The sequence below is a fragment of the Micromonospora sp. NPDC005161 genome, from assembly GCF_053599855.1.
This window is the reverse complement of the sequence record NZ_JBSFYQ010000003.1, coordinates 130,325-145,400: the sequence shown is the minus strand read 5'-3', so window position 1 is coordinate 145,400 and position 15,076 is coordinate 130,325. Positions and strand designations below refer to the sequence as shown.

General features: G+C 72.3%; 16 protein-coding genes. 6 read left to right on the top strand and 10 right to left on the bottom strand.

Annotation, left to right across the window (positions count from 1 at the left end; translation table 11 throughout):
• Positions 1-34: 34 nt before the first annotated feature.
• From ACWD5O_RS04475 to ACWD5O_RS04460, 4 genes are all read right to left on the bottom strand, one after another.
• Positions 35-2,191, bottom strand: a complete 2,157-nt coding sequence (locus ACWD5O_RS04475) for a hypothetical protein (RefSeq protein ID WP_450084561.1) — start codon at positions 2,189-2,191, stop codon at positions 35-37.
• Between the two features lie 118 nt (positions 2,192-2,309).
• Positions 2,310-3,074 carry a TetR/AcrR family transcriptional regulator gene (locus tag ACWD5O_RS04470; protein WP_450084560.1) on the bottom strand — a complete coding sequence of 255 codons (765 nt, stop codon included), beginning with the start codon at positions 3,072-3,074 and terminating at the stop codon, positions 2,310-2,312.
• A gap of 61 nt (positions 3,075-3,135) precedes the next feature.
• On the bottom strand, positions 3,136-4,770 hold the full coding sequence (locus tag ACWD5O_RS04465; RefSeq protein WP_450084559.1) for an MFS transporter: 1,635 nt from the start codon (positions 4,768-4,770) through the stop codon (positions 3,136-3,138).
• Positions 4,764-5,459: an SDR family NAD(P)-dependent oxidoreductase gene (locus ACWD5O_RS04460; RefSeq protein WP_354966008.1), complete on the bottom strand. Its 696-nt coding sequence runs from the start codon at positions 5,457-5,459 to the stop codon at positions 4,764-4,766. The genes ACWD5O_RS04465 and ACWD5O_RS04460 overlap by 7 nt, the downstream gene beginning before the upstream one ends.
• Positions 5,460-5,644: 185 nt before the next feature.
• On the opposite strand from ACWD5O_RS04460, the gene ACWD5O_RS04455 reads away from it, so the two are divergent.
• The 3 genes from ACWD5O_RS04455 (at position 5,645) to ACWD5O_RS04445 (ending at position 8,759) form a co-directional block, all read left to right on the top strand.
• Positions 5,645-6,937, top strand: a complete 1,293-nt coding sequence (locus ACWD5O_RS04455) for a sensor domain-containing protein (protein WP_450084558.1) — start codon at positions 5,645-5,647, stop codon at positions 6,935-6,937.
• Positions 6,925-7,590, top strand: a complete 666-nt coding sequence (locus tag ACWD5O_RS04450) for a response regulator transcription factor (protein WP_450084557.1) — start codon at positions 6,925-6,927, stop codon at positions 7,588-7,590. Before ACWD5O_RS04455 ends, ACWD5O_RS04450 begins: the two co-directional genes overlap by 13 nt.
• Positions 7,591-7,688: 98 nt before the next feature.
• The gene (locus tag ACWD5O_RS04445) at positions 7,689-8,759 is read left to right on the top strand and encodes a Gfo/Idh/MocA family oxidoreductase (RefSeq protein WP_354966011.1); all 1,071 of its coding nucleotides are present in this window, start codon (positions 7,689-7,691) and stop codon (positions 8,757-8,759) included.
• A 69-nt stretch (positions 8,760-8,828) separates the two neighbouring features.
• On the opposite strand, the gene ACWD5O_RS04440 is transcribed toward ACWD5O_RS04445, so the two are convergent.
• The 3 genes from ACWD5O_RS04440 to ACWD5O_RS04430 form a co-directional block, all read right to left on the bottom strand.
• On the bottom strand, positions 8,829-8,987 hold the full coding sequence (locus ACWD5O_RS04440; protein ID WP_354966012.1) for a hypothetical protein: 159 nt from the start codon (positions 8,985-8,987) through the stop codon (positions 8,829-8,831).
• A 150-nt stretch (positions 8,988-9,137) separates the two neighbouring features.
• Positions 9,138-9,392, bottom strand: coding sequence for a hypothetical protein (locus ACWD5O_RS04435; RefSeq protein ID WP_450084556.1), 255 nt, complete (start codon positions 9,390-9,392; stop codon positions 9,138-9,140).
• Positions 9,389-9,565 carry a hypothetical protein gene (locus ACWD5O_RS04430; protein WP_354966014.1) on the bottom strand — a complete coding sequence of 59 codons (177 nt, stop codon included), beginning with the start codon at positions 9,563-9,565 and terminating at the stop codon, positions 9,389-9,391. Before ACWD5O_RS04430 ends, ACWD5O_RS04435 begins: the two co-directional genes overlap by 4 nt.
• Positions 9,566-9,777: 212 nt before the next feature.
• Between ACWD5O_RS04430 and ACWD5O_RS04425 the strand changes: the two genes are divergently transcribed.
• Together ACWD5O_RS04425 and ACWD5O_RS04420 are read left to right on the top strand one after the other, a co-directional pair.
• Positions 9,778-10,644 carry a helix-turn-helix domain-containing protein gene (locus ACWD5O_RS04425; RefSeq protein ID WP_450084555.1) on the top strand — a complete coding sequence of 289 codons (867 nt, stop codon included), beginning with the start codon at positions 9,778-9,780 and terminating at the stop codon, positions 10,642-10,644.
• Entirely contained in the window at positions 10,637-10,834 is a 198-nt protein-coding gene (locus ACWD5O_RS04420; protein ID WP_354966016.1) for a DUF397 domain-containing protein, read from the top strand. Before ACWD5O_RS04425 ends, ACWD5O_RS04420 begins: the two co-directional genes overlap by 8 nt.
• A 100-nt stretch (positions 10,835-10,934) precedes the next feature.
• On the opposite strand, the gene ACWD5O_RS04415 is transcribed toward ACWD5O_RS04420, so the two are convergent.
• Both ACWD5O_RS04415 and ACWD5O_RS04410 read right to left on the bottom strand, forming a co-directional pair.
• The gene (locus ACWD5O_RS04415; protein WP_074318338.1) at positions 10,935-11,153 is read right to left on the bottom strand and encodes a hypothetical protein; all 219 of its coding nucleotides are present in this window, start codon (positions 11,151-11,153) and stop codon (positions 10,935-10,937) included.
• A 198-nt stretch (positions 11,154-11,351) separates the two neighbouring features.
• A complete protein-coding gene (locus ACWD5O_RS04410; protein WP_354966017.1) occupies positions 11,352-12,443 on the bottom strand; it encodes a PIN domain-containing protein in 1,092 nt (363 codons plus the stop codon).
• Positions 12,444-12,648: 205 nt separating this feature from the next.
• Between ACWD5O_RS04410 and ACWD5O_RS04405 the strand changes: the two genes are divergently transcribed.
• Entirely contained in the window at positions 12,649-14,679 is a 2,031-nt protein-coding gene (locus ACWD5O_RS04405; RefSeq protein ID WP_450084554.1) for a glycosyl hydrolase family 28-related protein, read from the top strand.
• 51 nt (positions 14,680-14,730) lie between these two features.
• On the opposite strand, the gene ACWD5O_RS04400 is transcribed toward ACWD5O_RS04405, so the two are convergent.
• Positions 14,731-15,072 carry an MmcQ/YjbR family DNA-binding protein gene (locus tag ACWD5O_RS04400; RefSeq protein WP_450084553.1) on the bottom strand — a complete coding sequence of 114 codons (342 nt, stop codon included), beginning with the start codon at positions 15,070-15,072 and terminating at the stop codon, positions 14,731-14,733.
• Positions 15,073-15,076 lie beyond the last annotated feature (4 nt).

Below are 15,076 nucleotides of genomic sequence, written 5' to 3'. Positions count from 1 at the left end.
CGGCCCCGAACGGCCCGGATCCATCGGCGACCGTTCAGGCACCGTCCTGGTCGCGTAGTCGACCGGCGAGTTCGCGGACCGCTGCCCGGAACTCGGGGTCGGACTCGCCCGGGTGGTGCCCCCGCAGCGGCGGCGCCCGGCGCCCCCCTGGCCGCGCCGGCAGGTCCCGCGGATCCCGCAGCCGCCGATCGACCCGCGCGGCGGGGTTGGTCCCGTCGAGCGGCGGATCGCCGGGCCGGTGCGCGGCGAAGATCCAGCCACCGATCGGGTCGGTGTCCCGCCACAGGTTCAGCCACCGCCACCCGACCCGCTCCCCCACCTGGCGCAGCACCTCCTCGCTCAGGTACGCCGGGAACAGCCGGGCGTACAGGCGGTCCAACGGGGACCCGTAGGTGAGCAGCGCGACCCGCTCACGCACCCCCGTCGGGAGCCGCAGCACCGCGAGAGCCAGCAGCGCGGAGCCGTGGCTGTGCCCGCACAGCACCACCCCGGCGTGCCGCTGCGTGAGCTGGGTAATCCGGTCGGCCAGCTCGGGCACCGCGCGGTCGGCGTAGCTCGCGGGCGCGAACGGGTGGGCGGCCCGGGGCCAGAACGTGCCCAGGTCCCACAGCACCCCGACGTACCGGCGGAACCACGCCGTCCGGTACGCGAACAGCCCGCCCAGGAGCAGGGCGAGCAGCAGGGCGGCGACGAAGTAGCTGCCCACGGCGAGGCCGACGCCGACGAACCCGGCTGGCAACCCGAGGAACTGCCGCCCCAACTGGTCCGGCTCGAGCCGGAACTGTCCCAGCAGACTCGTGATCAATCCGATGACCGCCAGCGACGCGTAGGTCACGGCGAGCAGTCCCAGCCGCTCGGTGAAGCGGGCCCGGGCGATCATCTTCGTCACCCGGCGTCGACACTCGGTGACCCCCGGCGGCGCCGTCGGGAAGTCCCGGCCGGTGATCGCCACCGCGGCACGCCAACGGCTGCGCCGCGAGACGAGCGTCATCGCGCCGCACACCACCATCCCCGTGACGACGTGCAGGAAGAAGGCCAGGATCGTCCAGTTGTACGCCAGCGGCTGCCCGGCGGAGCCGCCGAGCAGGGTCCCGCTCCAGTAGACCAGGGTTGCCGAGAACGCTCCGGCCAGGCCCACCGCGATGGCCGCGATGACCGGTGCGCCCAGCCCGTACCGTGGTGCGCCGCTGGGCACCCGCCGACCGGGATCCCACAGCGCCAGCCCGCCGAGCGCCACGAGCAGCGTCATCTGGACGATCGACACCGAGCCGATGATCCGCCCGTACCCCGGCAGCCCGGTCGACGACGGCCAGCCCCGCGGGTCCAGAGCCACGGTGGCGACGGTGGCCACGCTCAGGCCGTACGCCACCAGGCGCAGCGCGCCGGCGATCCGCCCGGCCGGCCGGGCGGTCGCCGCCCCGTCCACCAGCCCTGGCACGCCGAGCAGAACGACGCAGGCGAGCAGCACCGCCCAGGTGAGCGCGAGCAGCACGGTCGTCGCGGTCGTCCGGCCGCCGGCCGACCGGGCGACGAGCAGCACCAGGTCGACCACGGCGAGCGCGGCGGCGACGTGGATCGCCCGCAGCCGTCCGACGAGTGGTTCGACGGCCCACAGCGAGTTGTCGACGGGACGGCGCCGACGGGCGCCGAGCAGCCGGAGAAGTCCGATGGCGGCAATCGGCAGCAGAGCCAGCACCGCCAGTCGCTGCCCGATCGACCAGCCGTCGAGCCCGGCGAGCCCTCCACGCCCCGCCGGGCAGCGGGCCATGCCGAGACAGCGCCATCCGAGCAGGTCGAGCGCGACACCGGCCGTCGACAGCACGTAGAGCACGGTGAGGTCGAGCGCGAGGAGCCGGCACAGGACGGTGACGCCGGGGCCGCTCCACCGACCCGTCGGCCTCATCCAGACCGCCAGGTTGCTGAGCATGAACGGCAGCAGGAAGACCAGGGAGAGCGTCCGGGCCACGGTGCCGGAGGGCAGGTCGCCCCACCGGTACGCCTCCAGCGTGACCCCGTCCGGGTCGGTGTCGTCGGCCTGCGGGTCGGGACGGTGGAACCCGCCGCTGCGGTCACCGGCGACCTGCCGCACGTGTGCCTGGTCGAGCACCCGCTCCGGTCCCGCCCCGGAGACGCCATGCACCCGCAACTCCACGACGTCGTCGTGCCGCCGCCCCGGAAGCCCGTGCGCCATCGCCATCCTTCCAGGCCCCCGGTGTCGCCGCCTCCAGTCGTACCACCCGCAGGGCCGGAGCCGGGTCGGTTTCCCGGGCCCGCCAGTCCGTCTGTCGCGGCGGGTCGGGCTGCCTGGGTCAGCCGGCCGCCCGCTCGCCGACCACCACCGAGATGCCGTCCAGGACCCGTTGCAGGCCGAACTCGAAGGCGTACTCCGGCCCGTACGCGGCGCCGTGCTGCTGGCCCGCCGCGGTGCCGACCCGGGCGGCGGTCGGGTAGCTGCCGGCCGTCATGACCCTCTCCAGGAAGGGCGCGTGCGACTGCCACCACTGGCCGTCGGTCATGCCGGTCTCCCGCTCCAGGTCGACTACCTCGGACGCGGCGCGCGCGGCGCTCTTCACGTGCCCGAGGACGAGGGTGAGCACCGCGTCCATCTCCACGTCGGTGAGCCCGATGTCGGCGACGGCGCTCAGCTCGTGGTCGTACTTGCCCACCAGGTGGGGGCCGAGCACGGGTCGGGTCGTCTCGGCCCGCAGCATCCAGGGGTGTCGCCGGTAGAGGGCGAGATTGTCCCGGGCGATCCGCTCCAGCCGGGCCCGCCAGTCGCCGGCGACGGCGGCGCGGGGCATCTCGCCGTACACGGTGTCGATCATGACGTCGACGAGTTCGGCCTTGCCCGGCACGTAGGTGTAGACGGACATGGTGCCGACGCCCAGCGCCTCGGCGACCCGGCGCATGGTCAGCGCGTCGAGGCCCTCGGCGTCCGCGATGGCGACGGCGGCCCGGACGATCCGGTCGACACTGAGCCCCGGCCCCGCGCTGCGGCTGGTCGGCTCGCGGGTGCGCCACAGGATGGCCAGGCTGCGGGCCGGGTCCGCGGTCGCCTTGCGCTCACTCGCCATGGTGCGGTCATCCTAGCAACGCGGCCGTACGTCGTACGCCACCTGCCGACCGCTGCCAACGTCAGAGCGCCTGCCGGTCGTCGGTCAGCGTCGGGCCGGCTGCGGCCGGCACCAGGTGACGCACCTCCGGTTCGCCGTCGGTCAGCTCCCGGGCCCGCTCCTCGGCCTGGCGGTCCTCGCTCGTCAACCGGCCGCCGTGCTGACGCAGGTGCTCGCCCCAGGACGGCACCATGTACACCTCGACGAACCGGTCCGTGGTCTCGGCCGGCCGGAACAGCCCCCAGCGCATCGCGCCGGTCCGCTGGCGGGCGCCGCGCACCAGATCCATCGCCGCCAGGAACGGCTGTGTCCGCTCCGGCCGGACGGTGTACTCCACGATCACCAGCACCGGCCCGACCCGGGGGTCCGGGTCGTGCGCCAGGTGCAGCTGGGGCCAGTAGCTGGCCGGATCCCGGGCCACCGTCGGCAGGTCCGGCAGCGGCCAGACCCGACTGGTCACGGTGCCGACCAGCATGAACACCGCCGCGGCGAGGAAGGCCACCACCAGCCCGGCCAGGTCGGCCACCAGACCCCAGACGAACGCGCCCACCGCCTGCCCGCCGGCGAAGAAGACCTGGTAGACGGCCAGCCCTCGGGCTCGCACCCAGCTCGGCAGGAAGACCTGCATCTCGGCGTTGACGTTGGCCAGCACCGTCACCCAGGCCAACCCGGCGGGCAGCAGGGCGATGAGCACCAGCGGCACCACCCGCACCGTGCCGACCACCGTCAGCGCGGCGGTGAACAGCACCCCGGCGATGAACAGCAGCTGGTTGGCCGACAGCCGGGTCCGGATCACGGCCAGCAGCAGGCCACCCGCGATGGCTCCCACCCCGAGGGCTGCCAGCAGCAGACCGTACCCACCGGAACCCAGCCCGAGCCGGCGGCTGGCCACCAGCGGAAGCAGCGCCCACAGTGCGCTGGCCGGGATCACGAAGACCAGCGCACGGCGCAGCAACCGGCGGACAGTCGGCGAGTGCCGTACGTAGCGGCTGCCGGCACGCAGCGCCGCGGTGAACCGCTCGGGCACCTCGACCGCGCGGGCGTTGCCCGGTTTCCAGCGCGCCAACGCGTACGTGAAGATCAGAAACGCGATGGCGTTGAGCGCGAAGACCGGGGCGACGCCGGTCTGGGCGATCAACACGCCGGCCACCGCCGGCCCGACCGCCCGCGCCATGTTCACGCTGATCGAACCGAGCGCGGAGGCCGCCCGGAGCTGGTCCTGCGGCACCAGCTCCGGGATCACCGCCGCCCAGGCCGGCAGGGTGAGCGCCTGCCCGACCCCGAACGCGAACGTGAGGGTGAGCAGCAGCGCGGGCGGCATCCGGTCGGTGACGGTGAGCAGGGTCAACGCCACCGCCACCACCACCAGGAACAGCTGTACGGCGATCAGCAGGTGCCGGCGGTCGAAGTTGTCGGCCAGCACGCCGGCGGGCAGTGCCAGCAGCAGCACCGGCAGCAGGCTCGCGGTCTGGACCAGGGCGACCAGGGTGGAGGCGTTGGAGTGGTGGATCAGCAGCCACTGCGCGCCGACCGTCTGCATCCAGGTGCCGATGTTGGCGGCGAGCAGAGCCAGCCACAGGTTGCGGTAGACGGCGGTCCGCAGGGGCGCCCACACCGAGGTCGGACGGTCGGCGGGTCCGGCCGCCGCCGTCACCACCGCCCGTCCGCGCGCAGCACGCGCTCTCCCGAGACGTAGAGATCGCCGGGTTCGAGCAGCAGCAGCCGGACGACTTCGGTGGCGACCTGATCGGGACGGGCGTACACCTCGTCCAGGAACTCGGCGCCGACCCGTTCCTGCAGCCGGGTCGGCATCGGCCCGGGATGTAGCTGCATCACCTTGATCTGGTTGCTGTGCTGGGCCTCGGCCAGCGACTCGACCAGGCTGCTGCCGTAGCTCTTGGTCGCCCGGTAGACCGGGATGCCGGGCCGGGGGGACGTCACCGCCATCGCGCCGATGTACACGATGTTCCCGTGGCCCTGCCGGTGCAGGTGCTGCAACGCCTCCCGGAGTACGTACGTGACGCCCAGAACGTTGATCTCCACGGCCCGCCGGATGTGCTCCACGGAGAGGTCCGCCAGGTCGCCACCCGCCCACATCGACGCACAGGCCGCCACCCCGTCGATCGTGCCGTAACGCTCGACAACCTCGGCGAACGTGTCGCGAACCTGCTCGTGGGAGGAGACGTCACACACCGCCCCGGCGCAGCCCAGCTCGTCGGTCACCGTGGCGATCTCGGCCGCGACGTCACCGAGCACCACCACCCGGTGCTCGTCGACCAGCAGCCGGGCCACCGCGAGGCCGAGCCCGCTGGTAGCGCCGACCACCACGAAGGTTCTGGCACCCATGTCTCTCCAGCCACCGCCAGCACACGTCACGCGGATCGCGCGACGGCGCGTTCTTCCCGTTTCCGGCCACACCACACCCCGTCGCAGCCCGCCTCGGTCCGGGCGGCGACGGTAGGGCTGGGCATACCCCAGGAGTGGATCTGGACGGCTGGGTCGACCCGGGCGCGGCGATTAGCGTCTGCGTCATGACCCCGGAACACCCCCGCCACCTGGCCGAGGCGCTGCGCCGCCGCGGCTGGCTGGTCTCCGCCTGGCCCTGGCGCGCGCTGGTCTACCTGGTCAGCACCGTGCCGGTCGCCGGTGTGCTCGCCGTCGGGCTGCTCGTCGTCGTCGCGCCCCTGCTGGCAGCCGTCAACGGCGTACGACTGCAGGGCCGGCCGCCGGAGGTCCCGCTCCTGCTGTTCCTGACGGTCGGCAGCCTCGTCCTGCTGGCGCTGGCGCCGCTTGTGAGCTTCCCGGTGGCCGCCGTCGAGCGATGGCGGCTCGGCCTCGTGGACGGCCGCCCGCTGCCCGCGTCGCCGTGGCCGGGCCTGGCCGCCCGCTACCGCACCGCCGCCGGGTGGCGGGAGGTGGCGTACCTGTTCTGGCTGGGCGGGTTCGTGCCGATCGCGTACTGGGTGCTGCTGCTGGTGGTGCTGCTCGACCTCGGGATGGTCACCAGCCCCTGGCTGGCCGGTGACGCCAACCAGCCCGTCGTCATCTGGCGCACGGTGGACAGCCCCGGCGAGGCGGTCCCGTACGCGATCGTGGGTGTGCTCCTCATCCCGGTGCTCTGGTACGCGGCCGGGCTGCTCGCCGCCGCCCAGGCCGCCGTGACCCGATGGGCGCTGGCTTGGCCGGTCGACGCGGCGGCGCTTCGCGAGGTCGCCCGGTCCCGGACCCGGCTGGTCGGCGCGTACGAGGCCGAACGGCGGCGGATCGAGCGCGACCTGCACGACGGCGCCCAACCCCGGTTGACCAGCCTCACCCTCCAGCTGGGCCTGGCCCGGCTGGACGTGCCCGAGGACTCCCCCGCGGCCCGGCCCCTGGCCGTCGCGCACGACCAGGCCCGGGGCCTGATGGTGATGCTCCGGCAGTTGGTGCACGGCATCCGGCCGCAGAGCCTCACCGACCTCGGTCTCGCCGGTGCGGCACGCGAGCTGGCCGACGCGACCACCGTCGCGGTCACCGTACGGGCCGATCTCGACGGCGAGCTACCGGAGATCGTCGAGACCACCGCCTACTTCGTGGTGTCGGAGGCGCTGGGCAACATGGCGCGGCACGCCCGGGCGACCCGCGCCGAGGTACGCCTCGCCCGGACCGGCGGAGACCTCGTCGTCGAGGTGTCCGACGACGGCCGCGGCGGCGCCGACCCCACCCGGGGCACCGGCCTGACCGGCCTCGCCGACCGGGTCGCCGCCGCCGACGGCCGGCTGCTGCTCTCCAGCCCACCCGGCGGGCCTACCCTGGTCCGGGTGGAGCTGCCATGTCGTCCTTGACCCGGGTGGTGCTCGGCGAGGACGAGGTGCTGCTGCGCGAGGGGCTGGTCGGGCTGCTCACCCGATTCGACTTCACGGTGTGTGCCGCCGTCGGCTCGGCTCCGGAGCTGCTGGACGCGGCCCGCACGCACCGGCCGGACCTGGTGCTGACCGACATCCGGATGCCGCCCGGCCGGCGAGACGACGGGTTGCGGGCCGCCGTGGCGTTGCGCGCCGAGCGACCCCAGCTCCCGGTCGTGGTCCTGAGCCAGTACGTGCAGACCGGGTACGCCGCGGCGCTGCTGGACAGCGGCGACGGCCAGCGGGTGGGTTACCTGCTCAAGGACCGGGTGGCCGAGGTCGCCGAGTTCGTCGACACGCTGCACCGGGTCACGGCCGGCGGCACCGCCATCGACCCGGACGTCGTCCGGCAGCTGCTGCACCGCCCGCGTGACCCGCTCGCCGCGCTCTCCGCCCGGGAACGTGAGGTGCTGGCGCTGCTGGCCGAGGGCCGGTCCAACGCGTCGATCGCCGCCCGGCTGCACGTCACGGAGGCGGCGGTCGGCAAGCACGTCGGCAACATCCTGCTGAAGCTCGACCTGCCGCCCAGCGACGACACCAACCGCCGGGTGCTCGCGGTGCTCACCTACCTGCGCGCCGACCCGGCCAGCTGAGCAGCGCCGGGCGCGGGCCGGACCGGGCCGACCGGGGCGTAGATTCGATCACCGGGACCGCCGCCACCAGGGCGCGGACCGGGAGACGGGAGCACGGCATGGCGGAGGCGCTGCGGGTCGGTCTGCTGGGGTACGGGCTGGCGGGCCGGGTGTTCCACGCACCGCTGATCGCCGCGACGCCCGGGCTGCGGCTGGACGCCATCATGACCCGCGATCCGCAGAAGCGTGAGCAGGCCCGGCAGCACCACCCGGACGCCCGCCTGGTCGACGACGCCGACGAGCTGTGGCGTACGCCCGACGCGCTGGACCTGGTCGTGGTGGCGACGCCGAACCGGCTGCACGTGCCGATGGCCCGGGCGGCGGTGGCGGCCGGCCTGCCGGTCGTCGTCGACAAGCCGCTGGCACCCACCGCCGCCGACAGTCGGGCGCTGGTCGAGGACGCCGACCGCCGGGGAGTGCCGCTGACGGTGTTCCAGAACCGCCGGTGGGACGGCGACTTCCTGACCGCACGCCGCCTCGTGGAGCAGGGCGAGTTGGGGCGGGTGCTCCGCTTCGAGTCCCGGTTCGAGCGGTTCCGCCCGACCATCAAGCCGGGCTGGCGGGAGCTTGCCGGCCCCGAGGAGGCCGGAGGCGCCCTCTTCGACCTCGGCGCCCACCTCATCGACCAGGCCGTACAGCTCTTCGGTGCCGTCGACCGCGTCTACGCCGAGGTCGACCGCCGCCGCGAGGGCGCCGCGGTCGACGACGACGCGTTCGTGGCGTTGACCCACGCCAACGGGGTGCACTCGCACCTCTGGATGGGCGCGATCACCGCTCAGCTCGGGCCCCGGCTGCGGGTGCTCGGTGACCGGGCCGGCTACACGACGTACGGGCTGGACGTGCAGGAAGCGGCGCTGCACGACGGTGGCCGGCCGGACCAGCCGGGCTGGGGCGAGGTTCCGCCGGAGCGGTACGGCCTGCTCGGCGTCGACGGTGACCTGCGGCCGGTGCCCACCGAGCCCGGCTCGTACCAGAGCTTCTACCAGCAGGTGGCCGCGGCGCTGCGGGACGGCACCCCGATGCCGGTGGATCCGCGGGACTCGGTCGCCACCGTCGAGTTGATCGAGCTGGCGCACCGGTCGGCTGCCGAGGGCGTGGTGCTCCCGGTCCCGAAGGACCAGGCCGCCTGACCCCTGCCGTCGAGAGGGGCCGGCCCGGCTCGGGCCGGCTTCTCTGCCGGCGTTCTGCTCGGGCCGGCCCTAGCCGGCGTCCTGCTCGGTGCGGGCGTTATCCGACACCCGGGCCTCCTCGTCGGTCAGCGCGTCCTCGGACCGGTCGCCGAGCGCGGCCAGCCGGTGCTCGGCCTCCCGCGCCTCCTCCTCGATCCTCAGGTTCTCCTCGTCGGGACCCTGCGACATGGGCGACCTCCATCACGCGCGAACCGGCCGCCCCGGTGTACCCCGCCTGACGCGGGGGACACGGAATCGCACGGAACCGCTTGATCAGGTGAGTAGTCGCATCGACCCGTCGACGACTACACAGCATCAGGCGATCGAGAGGATCTGGGCTCAGCCGCCGATCAGGGACGAACGGCCGACCGCGGCCGGGTCCGTGAGCTTGCGGAGATTCTCCGGCTGCACGTAGATCTCCCGACGGGCGATCGCCTGGCCGGTCCGGTTCACCTGGTACCCGTCGAGCCACGCCCAGCCGTCGTAGGTGGTGGTGCGGTCCAGGACCCGGATCAGCCGGAATCTGATGGGCACCACGAACTGCGGGCTCGCGGACCGGTCAACCAGCACGAGGTCGGCCGCATGGAGCCTCATCTGATCGTCCGTTGCCGCCAGGCTGTCAGGCGTTCGGCGGCCTCGGCGAGCTTCGGGCACGTCCCGTCAGGCCGGCACAGGCGGCAGACGTTGCGGTGATGGAGGTCGATCACGTAACCGGCCATGATCACGAGGAACGGCGGCTCGGGCCGGTACTGCTCAATCATCGTCATCCCCTCCTGGTCGTCCGGCTGAGAGGGCTCGATCGGCCAGTAGAGGCCCGTCCACCAGCCCTGATACCTGTCACGATCCCGGGCCGGTGAATCCTCCTGCAACACTCGCCGTGAGATGTTCACTACGCACGGCACGTTTCGGGTGATGATGCGTGTGGCGTCCCAATCGACGCCGGATGACGTGTCAAGACGAGACGGAGAGGACGGCGCGAATGACCGAGGCTGGTTCGACGGTGCCGCGGCGGCAGCTCGGCCGGCTGCTGCGCCAGACCAGAGAGCAGGCAGGCATCGGGCTGGAGGCGGCTGCGTCCGACCTTGAGTGGTCCCGCGCCAAGATGTACCGCATCGAGTCCGGGCAGACCCCCGTGCGGGCGCTGGACGTCGACCAGATGTGCCGCCTCTACGGCGCCGCCGCGGACATGACCGAAGTCCTCGTGAGCCTGGCCAGGGAGTCCAAAAGCAAGGGCTGGTATCACGCCTACGGCGAGATCATCCCGAGGTGGTTCGAGCTGTACGTGGGGCTGGAGTCAGCGGCCAGCCGGATACGAACCTATGAACATGCCCTGGTACCCGGCCTGTTGCAGACGCCGGAGTACGCGGCTGAGGTAGGACGGACTCGACCAGAAACCTCGGACGACGAGGTGGCCAAGCTGGTGGAACTGCGGACCGAGCGTCAGCGAATCCTGGTCAGGAAGCGCCCGGCCGCGCCCACGTTGGACGTCATTCTTGAGGAGGCACTACTACACCGCGCCGTTCCCGGCATGGCTGGGCAGCTAGATCGGCTCATCGAGGCCGGCAACGCGTCCAACGTGTCCATCAGGCTTCTGCCGCTCGGCAGCAGGCTGAGTCAGGTGGCGGTGGCAGGGAATTTCGTCATCCTGGACTTCCCCACCACCGGTGCCAGGTCCGCAGAGCCCACGACGGTCTACAGCGAGGGACTGTCGGGAGCTCTGTACCTCGACCGGATCGAAGAGGTCCGCGCGTACGCCGAGGTCTGGAAGACGCTCACGTCAGAGGCGCTGAGCGTGCAGGAATCCCGCAAGCTCGTGCAGGACATCAAGGAGAGACACGATGGTTGATCTGACCGGCGCCGCTTGGCGCAAGAGCATCCGGAGCAGCGCTCAAGGCAACTGTGTCGAGGTGGCGGACAACCTGCCCGATGTCATCGGCGTTCGGGACAGCAAGGACGCGACCGGCCCCGCACTGCGGTTCCGCCCCGAGCAGTGGCGCACCTTCGTCGAAGCGACGCGCAGTGACCGGCTGACGTGACCCCGTCTCCGGCCGCCGCCGGGTGAGCCGTGCGCCGGGCCGGCCGGTAACCGCGCCGGGCTGGAGCCCTGGAGCGTTGCCGGCCCGGCCCGGTGCCGGATCAGCGCGTCAGTTCGCGCCAGGAAGGGTGGGTGCCGCGCCAGGCGTCGGCGAGGATGGCCGCCGAGGCCCGGCTGGGGCACTGCTGCACCCGCTCACGACCCGACGCCCCACCGATCTGGGCGCGGACCTCCCAACCCTGCCCGTCAGTACGGATGTACACGTCCCGGCGCCCGCGCGGGGTCGTGTCACCGTTCCACCAGTGTTCCTCCACCATCATTCGCCGACCGTATAGCAATTCCCCGGCAAGGGGTACGGCGCAGGTGGGCTCAGAGCGTGACAAGAGCCGCGATTCGGGCGCAGTTCGGGTCAACTCGAGACATGGAGGAGCCGCCGCGGCACTTCTCCCGTCCTGAGCAGCGGATCAGAACCGGGACGAGGCGCCTTCGGGCATGCCGGCCAGGGAGCCGGCTGGCACTCACCCCTGCGCGGTGAGCAGGTAGTCGTCCGCTTCGGGACTCCAGCGCAGGTCGACCACACCGCCGGTGGCGGCGGCCTTGCAGAACTGGAGGAAGCTGCGGTAGCCGAGCTTCTTCTCGCTGAAGTCGGGCCGGGCCCGGCGCAGCTGGTTCTTCAGCCCGGACAGGGCGACCGGGTTGCCCGCGCTGCCCAGGTCCGCCACAACGCCACGGAGCAGACCGAAGGCCACCTCACGATCGCCATGCTCCGGCAACGAGACCTCCGGGTCGCCCTTCGCGGGGCCCTCGGCCAGCTCGATCACGCTCTGCGCGGCGAGGTGACGCAGCAACTCGCCGAAGGTGCGGAACCCGTAGTCGGACTCGCTGAACGTCGGGTCCTTGCGCAGCAGGGTGCGCTTGAGCCGGGAGGCGGTCACCTCGCCGCTGGCGCTGCCCTGGAGCCCGGCCACCGTCTGGGCCACCAGCACGGCGAGGGCGTCCACGTCCCGGCCGGGCTCCTCCCCCGTCGGCTGCCGCTCCTCCTCCGGCTCCTGCTCCCGCTCCGGCTCGGGTGCACGCAGCTCCGGGCCCGGCTGCCGCACCGGACGGCCACGCCGGCCGTGGGTCGGCGGGATGTCCACACCCTCCAGCCGGTCGTAGTAGAGGAACTCGTCGCACGCCGGCGGGAGCAGCGCCGAGGTCGACCCCTCGACTCCGACGCCGATGACCCGCTTGTTCAGCTCGCGGAGCTTGTGCACCAGCGGGGTGAAGTCGCTGTCGCCGCTACAGATCACGAAGGTGGAGATGTAGTCGCGCTCGAAGGCCAGCTCGATGGCGTCCACGGCCATCTTGATGTCCGCCGCGTTCTTGCGCGACGCCCCCATCCGCTGCGGGATCTCGATCAGCTCGACATGGGACCGGGTGAGCATCCGGCGGTCCTCGTCGAAGTAGGACCAGTCGGCGTACGCCCGGCGCACCACCACGCGCCCCCGCTCGGCCAGGGCGTCGGCGATGGGCCGGAAGTCGAAGGCCATGCCGCCGCGGTTGTCGCGAGCCCCCAGCGCGAGGTTCTCGTAGTCGAGGAACAGGGCGATCCGGTCTTCTTGATCCACGCGGTTCAGCCTACGCCCGTCGGGAGCCGCTCCGGTGGAGCTGGCCGACGGCGCGCATTGAAGCGTGTTGTCGGTTTCTTTCTGCTTCTCGGTCGTCACTTTTCATGTTTTCATCTTCCTCTTGCAACGTCACGCACGCCACTGGCATCATGGCGGTCGATGCTGAGCGCCGGTGAGAGCGCCCGCGGACCACAGAGGAGAGTCCATGTCCCGGAGCACGATCCCGGCGCGGCGACGCCCCCACCGGCCACTGACCGCGGGCGCGGTCGTGGCCGTGACCGCCCTCGCACTGCTGGGCGGTGGGCCCGCCGCAGCCGCCACCCGACCATCCGGCGTGCAGCCGGTGGTCACCCGGGCCGCCCTCGACCCGGCGCTGGTCGCCGGGCGCGGCGCGAACGTCGGCTTTCTCGAGCAGGAGGCGGAGAACGCCCACACCAACGGCGAGATCATCGGCCCCGACCGGTCCGCCTACACGCTGCCCGCGGAGGCCTCCGGCCGCCGGGCGGTGCGGCTCACCCCCGGGGAGTACGTCGAGTTCGCCCTGCCCAGCGCGGCCAACGCGATCACCGTGCGGTACAGCATCCCGGACGCGCCGCGCGGCGGCGGGATCACCGCCCCGCTGGGCGTCGCGGTCAACGGCAAGCACGTCCGCAGCATGACGCTGACCTCGCAGTACTCATGGCTCTACAACCAGTACCCGTTCTCCAACGACCCCCAGGCCGGGCTGCTGCACCCGGACTGGTGGATCACCGAGTGCTCGTGCGTGCCGTCGGCCACCACGCCGTACCCGACCATCAGCACGCCGTTCCGGCCCACCCACTTCTACGACGAGCAGCGGCTCCTGCTCGGGCGCACCTACCGGGCCGGCGACCGGGTCCGGCTCACCGCGCCACCCGGCAGCGCGGCCGCCTGGACCGTCATCGACCTGCTCGACTCCGAACTGGTCGCGCCGCCGCACATCCGGCTTCTCGCCGCGAACGTGCTGGCCTTCGGCGCCGACCCCACCGGCCGGCGGGACTCCGCCGCCGCCCTGGACCGGGCCATCGCCTTCGCCCGGCGGGCCCACCTGAAGGTGTACATCCCGCCGGGCACCTACCAGGTCAACCGGCACATCACCGTCGACGACGTGACCATCGAGGGCGCCGGCAGCTGGTACACCATCATCAAGGGCCGCGAGGTCGCCCTGCCGACGCCGGCCCCGGACGGCTCGGTGCACACCGGCGTCGGCTTCTACGGCCGCGACGCCGCTGACGGCGGCAGCCGCAACGTCCACCTCTCCGGCTTCGCCATCGAGGGGGACGTGCGGGAACGCATCGACACCGACCAGGTCAACGCGATCGGTGGGGCGATGAGTGACTCGACCATCGACGGGCTCTACCTGCACCACACCAAGGTGGGCCTGTGGTTCGACGGGCCGATGACGAACGTCCGCGTCACCAACAACATCATCGTCGACCAGATCGCGGACGCGCTCAACTTCCACACCGGCGTCACGAACTCGCTCGTCGCCCACAACTTCGTCCGCAACACCGGCGACGACGGCCTGGCGATGTGGTCGGAGACGACGGCCAACGCGCGGAACACGTTCGACCACAACACCGTGCAGTCGCCGACGTTGGCCAACGGCATCGCCATCTACGGCGGCAGGGACAACACCGTCTCGCACAACCTCATCGCCGATCCGGTGCGCGAGGGCAGCGGCATCCACGCCGGTTCGCGCTTCGGCGCGGAGCCGTTCACCGGTCACCTGCGGATCACCAACAACACCACCGCCCGCGCCGGCACGTACGAGCTGAACTGGAACATCGGGTTGGGCGCGATCTGGATCTTCGCCCTGGACCGGAGCATCGACGCGGCCATCGATGTGGTCGGCGACGCATACCTCGACAACACCTACAACGCGATCATGCTGGTCAGCGACTGGCCGGTGAAGGACCTCTACTCGATCACCAACGTGCACTTCCGGAACGTCCGGGTCGACGGCACCGGCACCTCCGTGGTCAGCGCCCGGTCCGCCGGGTCGGCCTCGTTCGCCAACGTGGACGCCCGCAACGTGGGTGCGGTCGGCGTCAACAACTGCGGGTCGTTCCACTTCACCCCGGCCGGCTCGGAGTTCGCGCTGACCGACCTCGGCGGCAACGACGGCGGCTGGTTGGCCCCGTGGCTGTTGCCGAACACCATCACCTGCGACGACCGACCGCCCGTATCGCCGCCACCCCCACCGACTCGGTGGTGAAACGCGACGGGGGCCCGCTACCGGGCCCCCGTCGTCGTAGTTCGCCGCCTGTCAGCCGCCCAGCCGCTGCCGGGCCAGGAACTTCGGCACCACCATCCGCCACGCCTCGGTGACCAGCTCGGTCATGTACCCGTGCTCCAGCCGGGCGGTGTGGCAGCACACCCAGTGAAAGCGCAGGTCCGACTCGCCGGGCAGGAAGAACAGATCCGGCTCGGCGGCGACCAGCCCGGCCCGCTCCTGCTTGGGGAACCCGAAGCCCATCGTCGCCTCGTCACGGGAGAACGCGACGTACACGATGGACCCGACCCGGAACTTCACCCGGTCCCGAATCAGGTGCTCGCTGCTACGGGGCAGCGTCCGGGCGAGGGTCCGCACGTCGGCGACGGTGATCACACCA

Bases quoted from the DNA above. Each gene is read 5' to 3' on its own strand.
- ACWD5O_RS04470 (WP_450084560.1), bottom strand. From the start codon at position 3,074: ATGGCGAGTGAGCGCAAGGCGACCGCGGACCCGGCCCGCAGCCTGGCC.
- ACWD5O_RS04420 (WP_354966016.1), top strand. From the start codon at position 10,637: ATGGTTGATCTGACCGGCGCCGCTTGGCGCAAGAGCATCCGGAGCAGC.
- ACWD5O_RS04415 (WP_074318338.1), bottom strand. From the start codon at position 11,153: ATGATGGTGGAGGAACACTGGTGGAACGGTGACACGACCCCGCGCGGG.
- ACWD5O_RS04440 (WP_354966012.1), bottom strand. From the start codon at position 8,987: ATGTCGCAGGGTCCCGACGAGGAGAACCTGAGGATCGAGGAGGAGGCG.
- ACWD5O_RS04425 (WP_450084555.1), top strand. From the start codon at position 9,778: ATGACCGAGGCTGGTTCGACGGTGCCGCGGCGGCAGCTCGGCCGGCTG.
- ACWD5O_RS04430 (WP_354966014.1), bottom strand. From the start codon at position 9,565: ATGACGATGATTGAGCAGTACCGGCCCGAGCCGCCGTTCCTCGTGATC.
- ACWD5O_RS04435 (WP_450084556.1), bottom strand. From the start codon at position 9,392: ATGAGGCTCCATGCGGCCGACCTCGTGCTGGTTGACCGGTCCGCGAGC.
- ACWD5O_RS04405 (WP_450084554.1), top strand. From the start codon at position 12,649: ATGTCCCGGAGCACGATCCCGGCGCGGCGACGCCCCCACCGGCCACTG.
- ACWD5O_RS04475 (WP_450084561.1), bottom strand. From the start codon at position 2,191: ATGGCGCACGGGCTTCCGGGGCGGCGGCACGACGACGTCGTGGAGTTG.
- ACWD5O_RS04445 (WP_354966011.1), top strand. From the start codon at position 7,689: ATGGCGGAGGCGCTGCGGGTCGGTCTGCTGGGGTACGGGCTGGCGGGC.
- ACWD5O_RS04455 (WP_450084558.1), top strand. From the start codon at position 5,645: ATGACCCCGGAACACCCCCGCCACCTGGCCGAGGCGCTGCGCCGCCGC.
- ACWD5O_RS04450 (WP_450084557.1), top strand. From the start codon at position 6,925: ATGTCGTCCTTGACCCGGGTGGTGCTCGGCGAGGACGAGGTGCTGCTG.
- ACWD5O_RS04460 (WP_354966008.1), bottom strand. From the start codon at position 5,459: ATGGGTGCCAGAACCTTCGTGGTGGTCGGCGCTACCAGCGGGCTCGGC.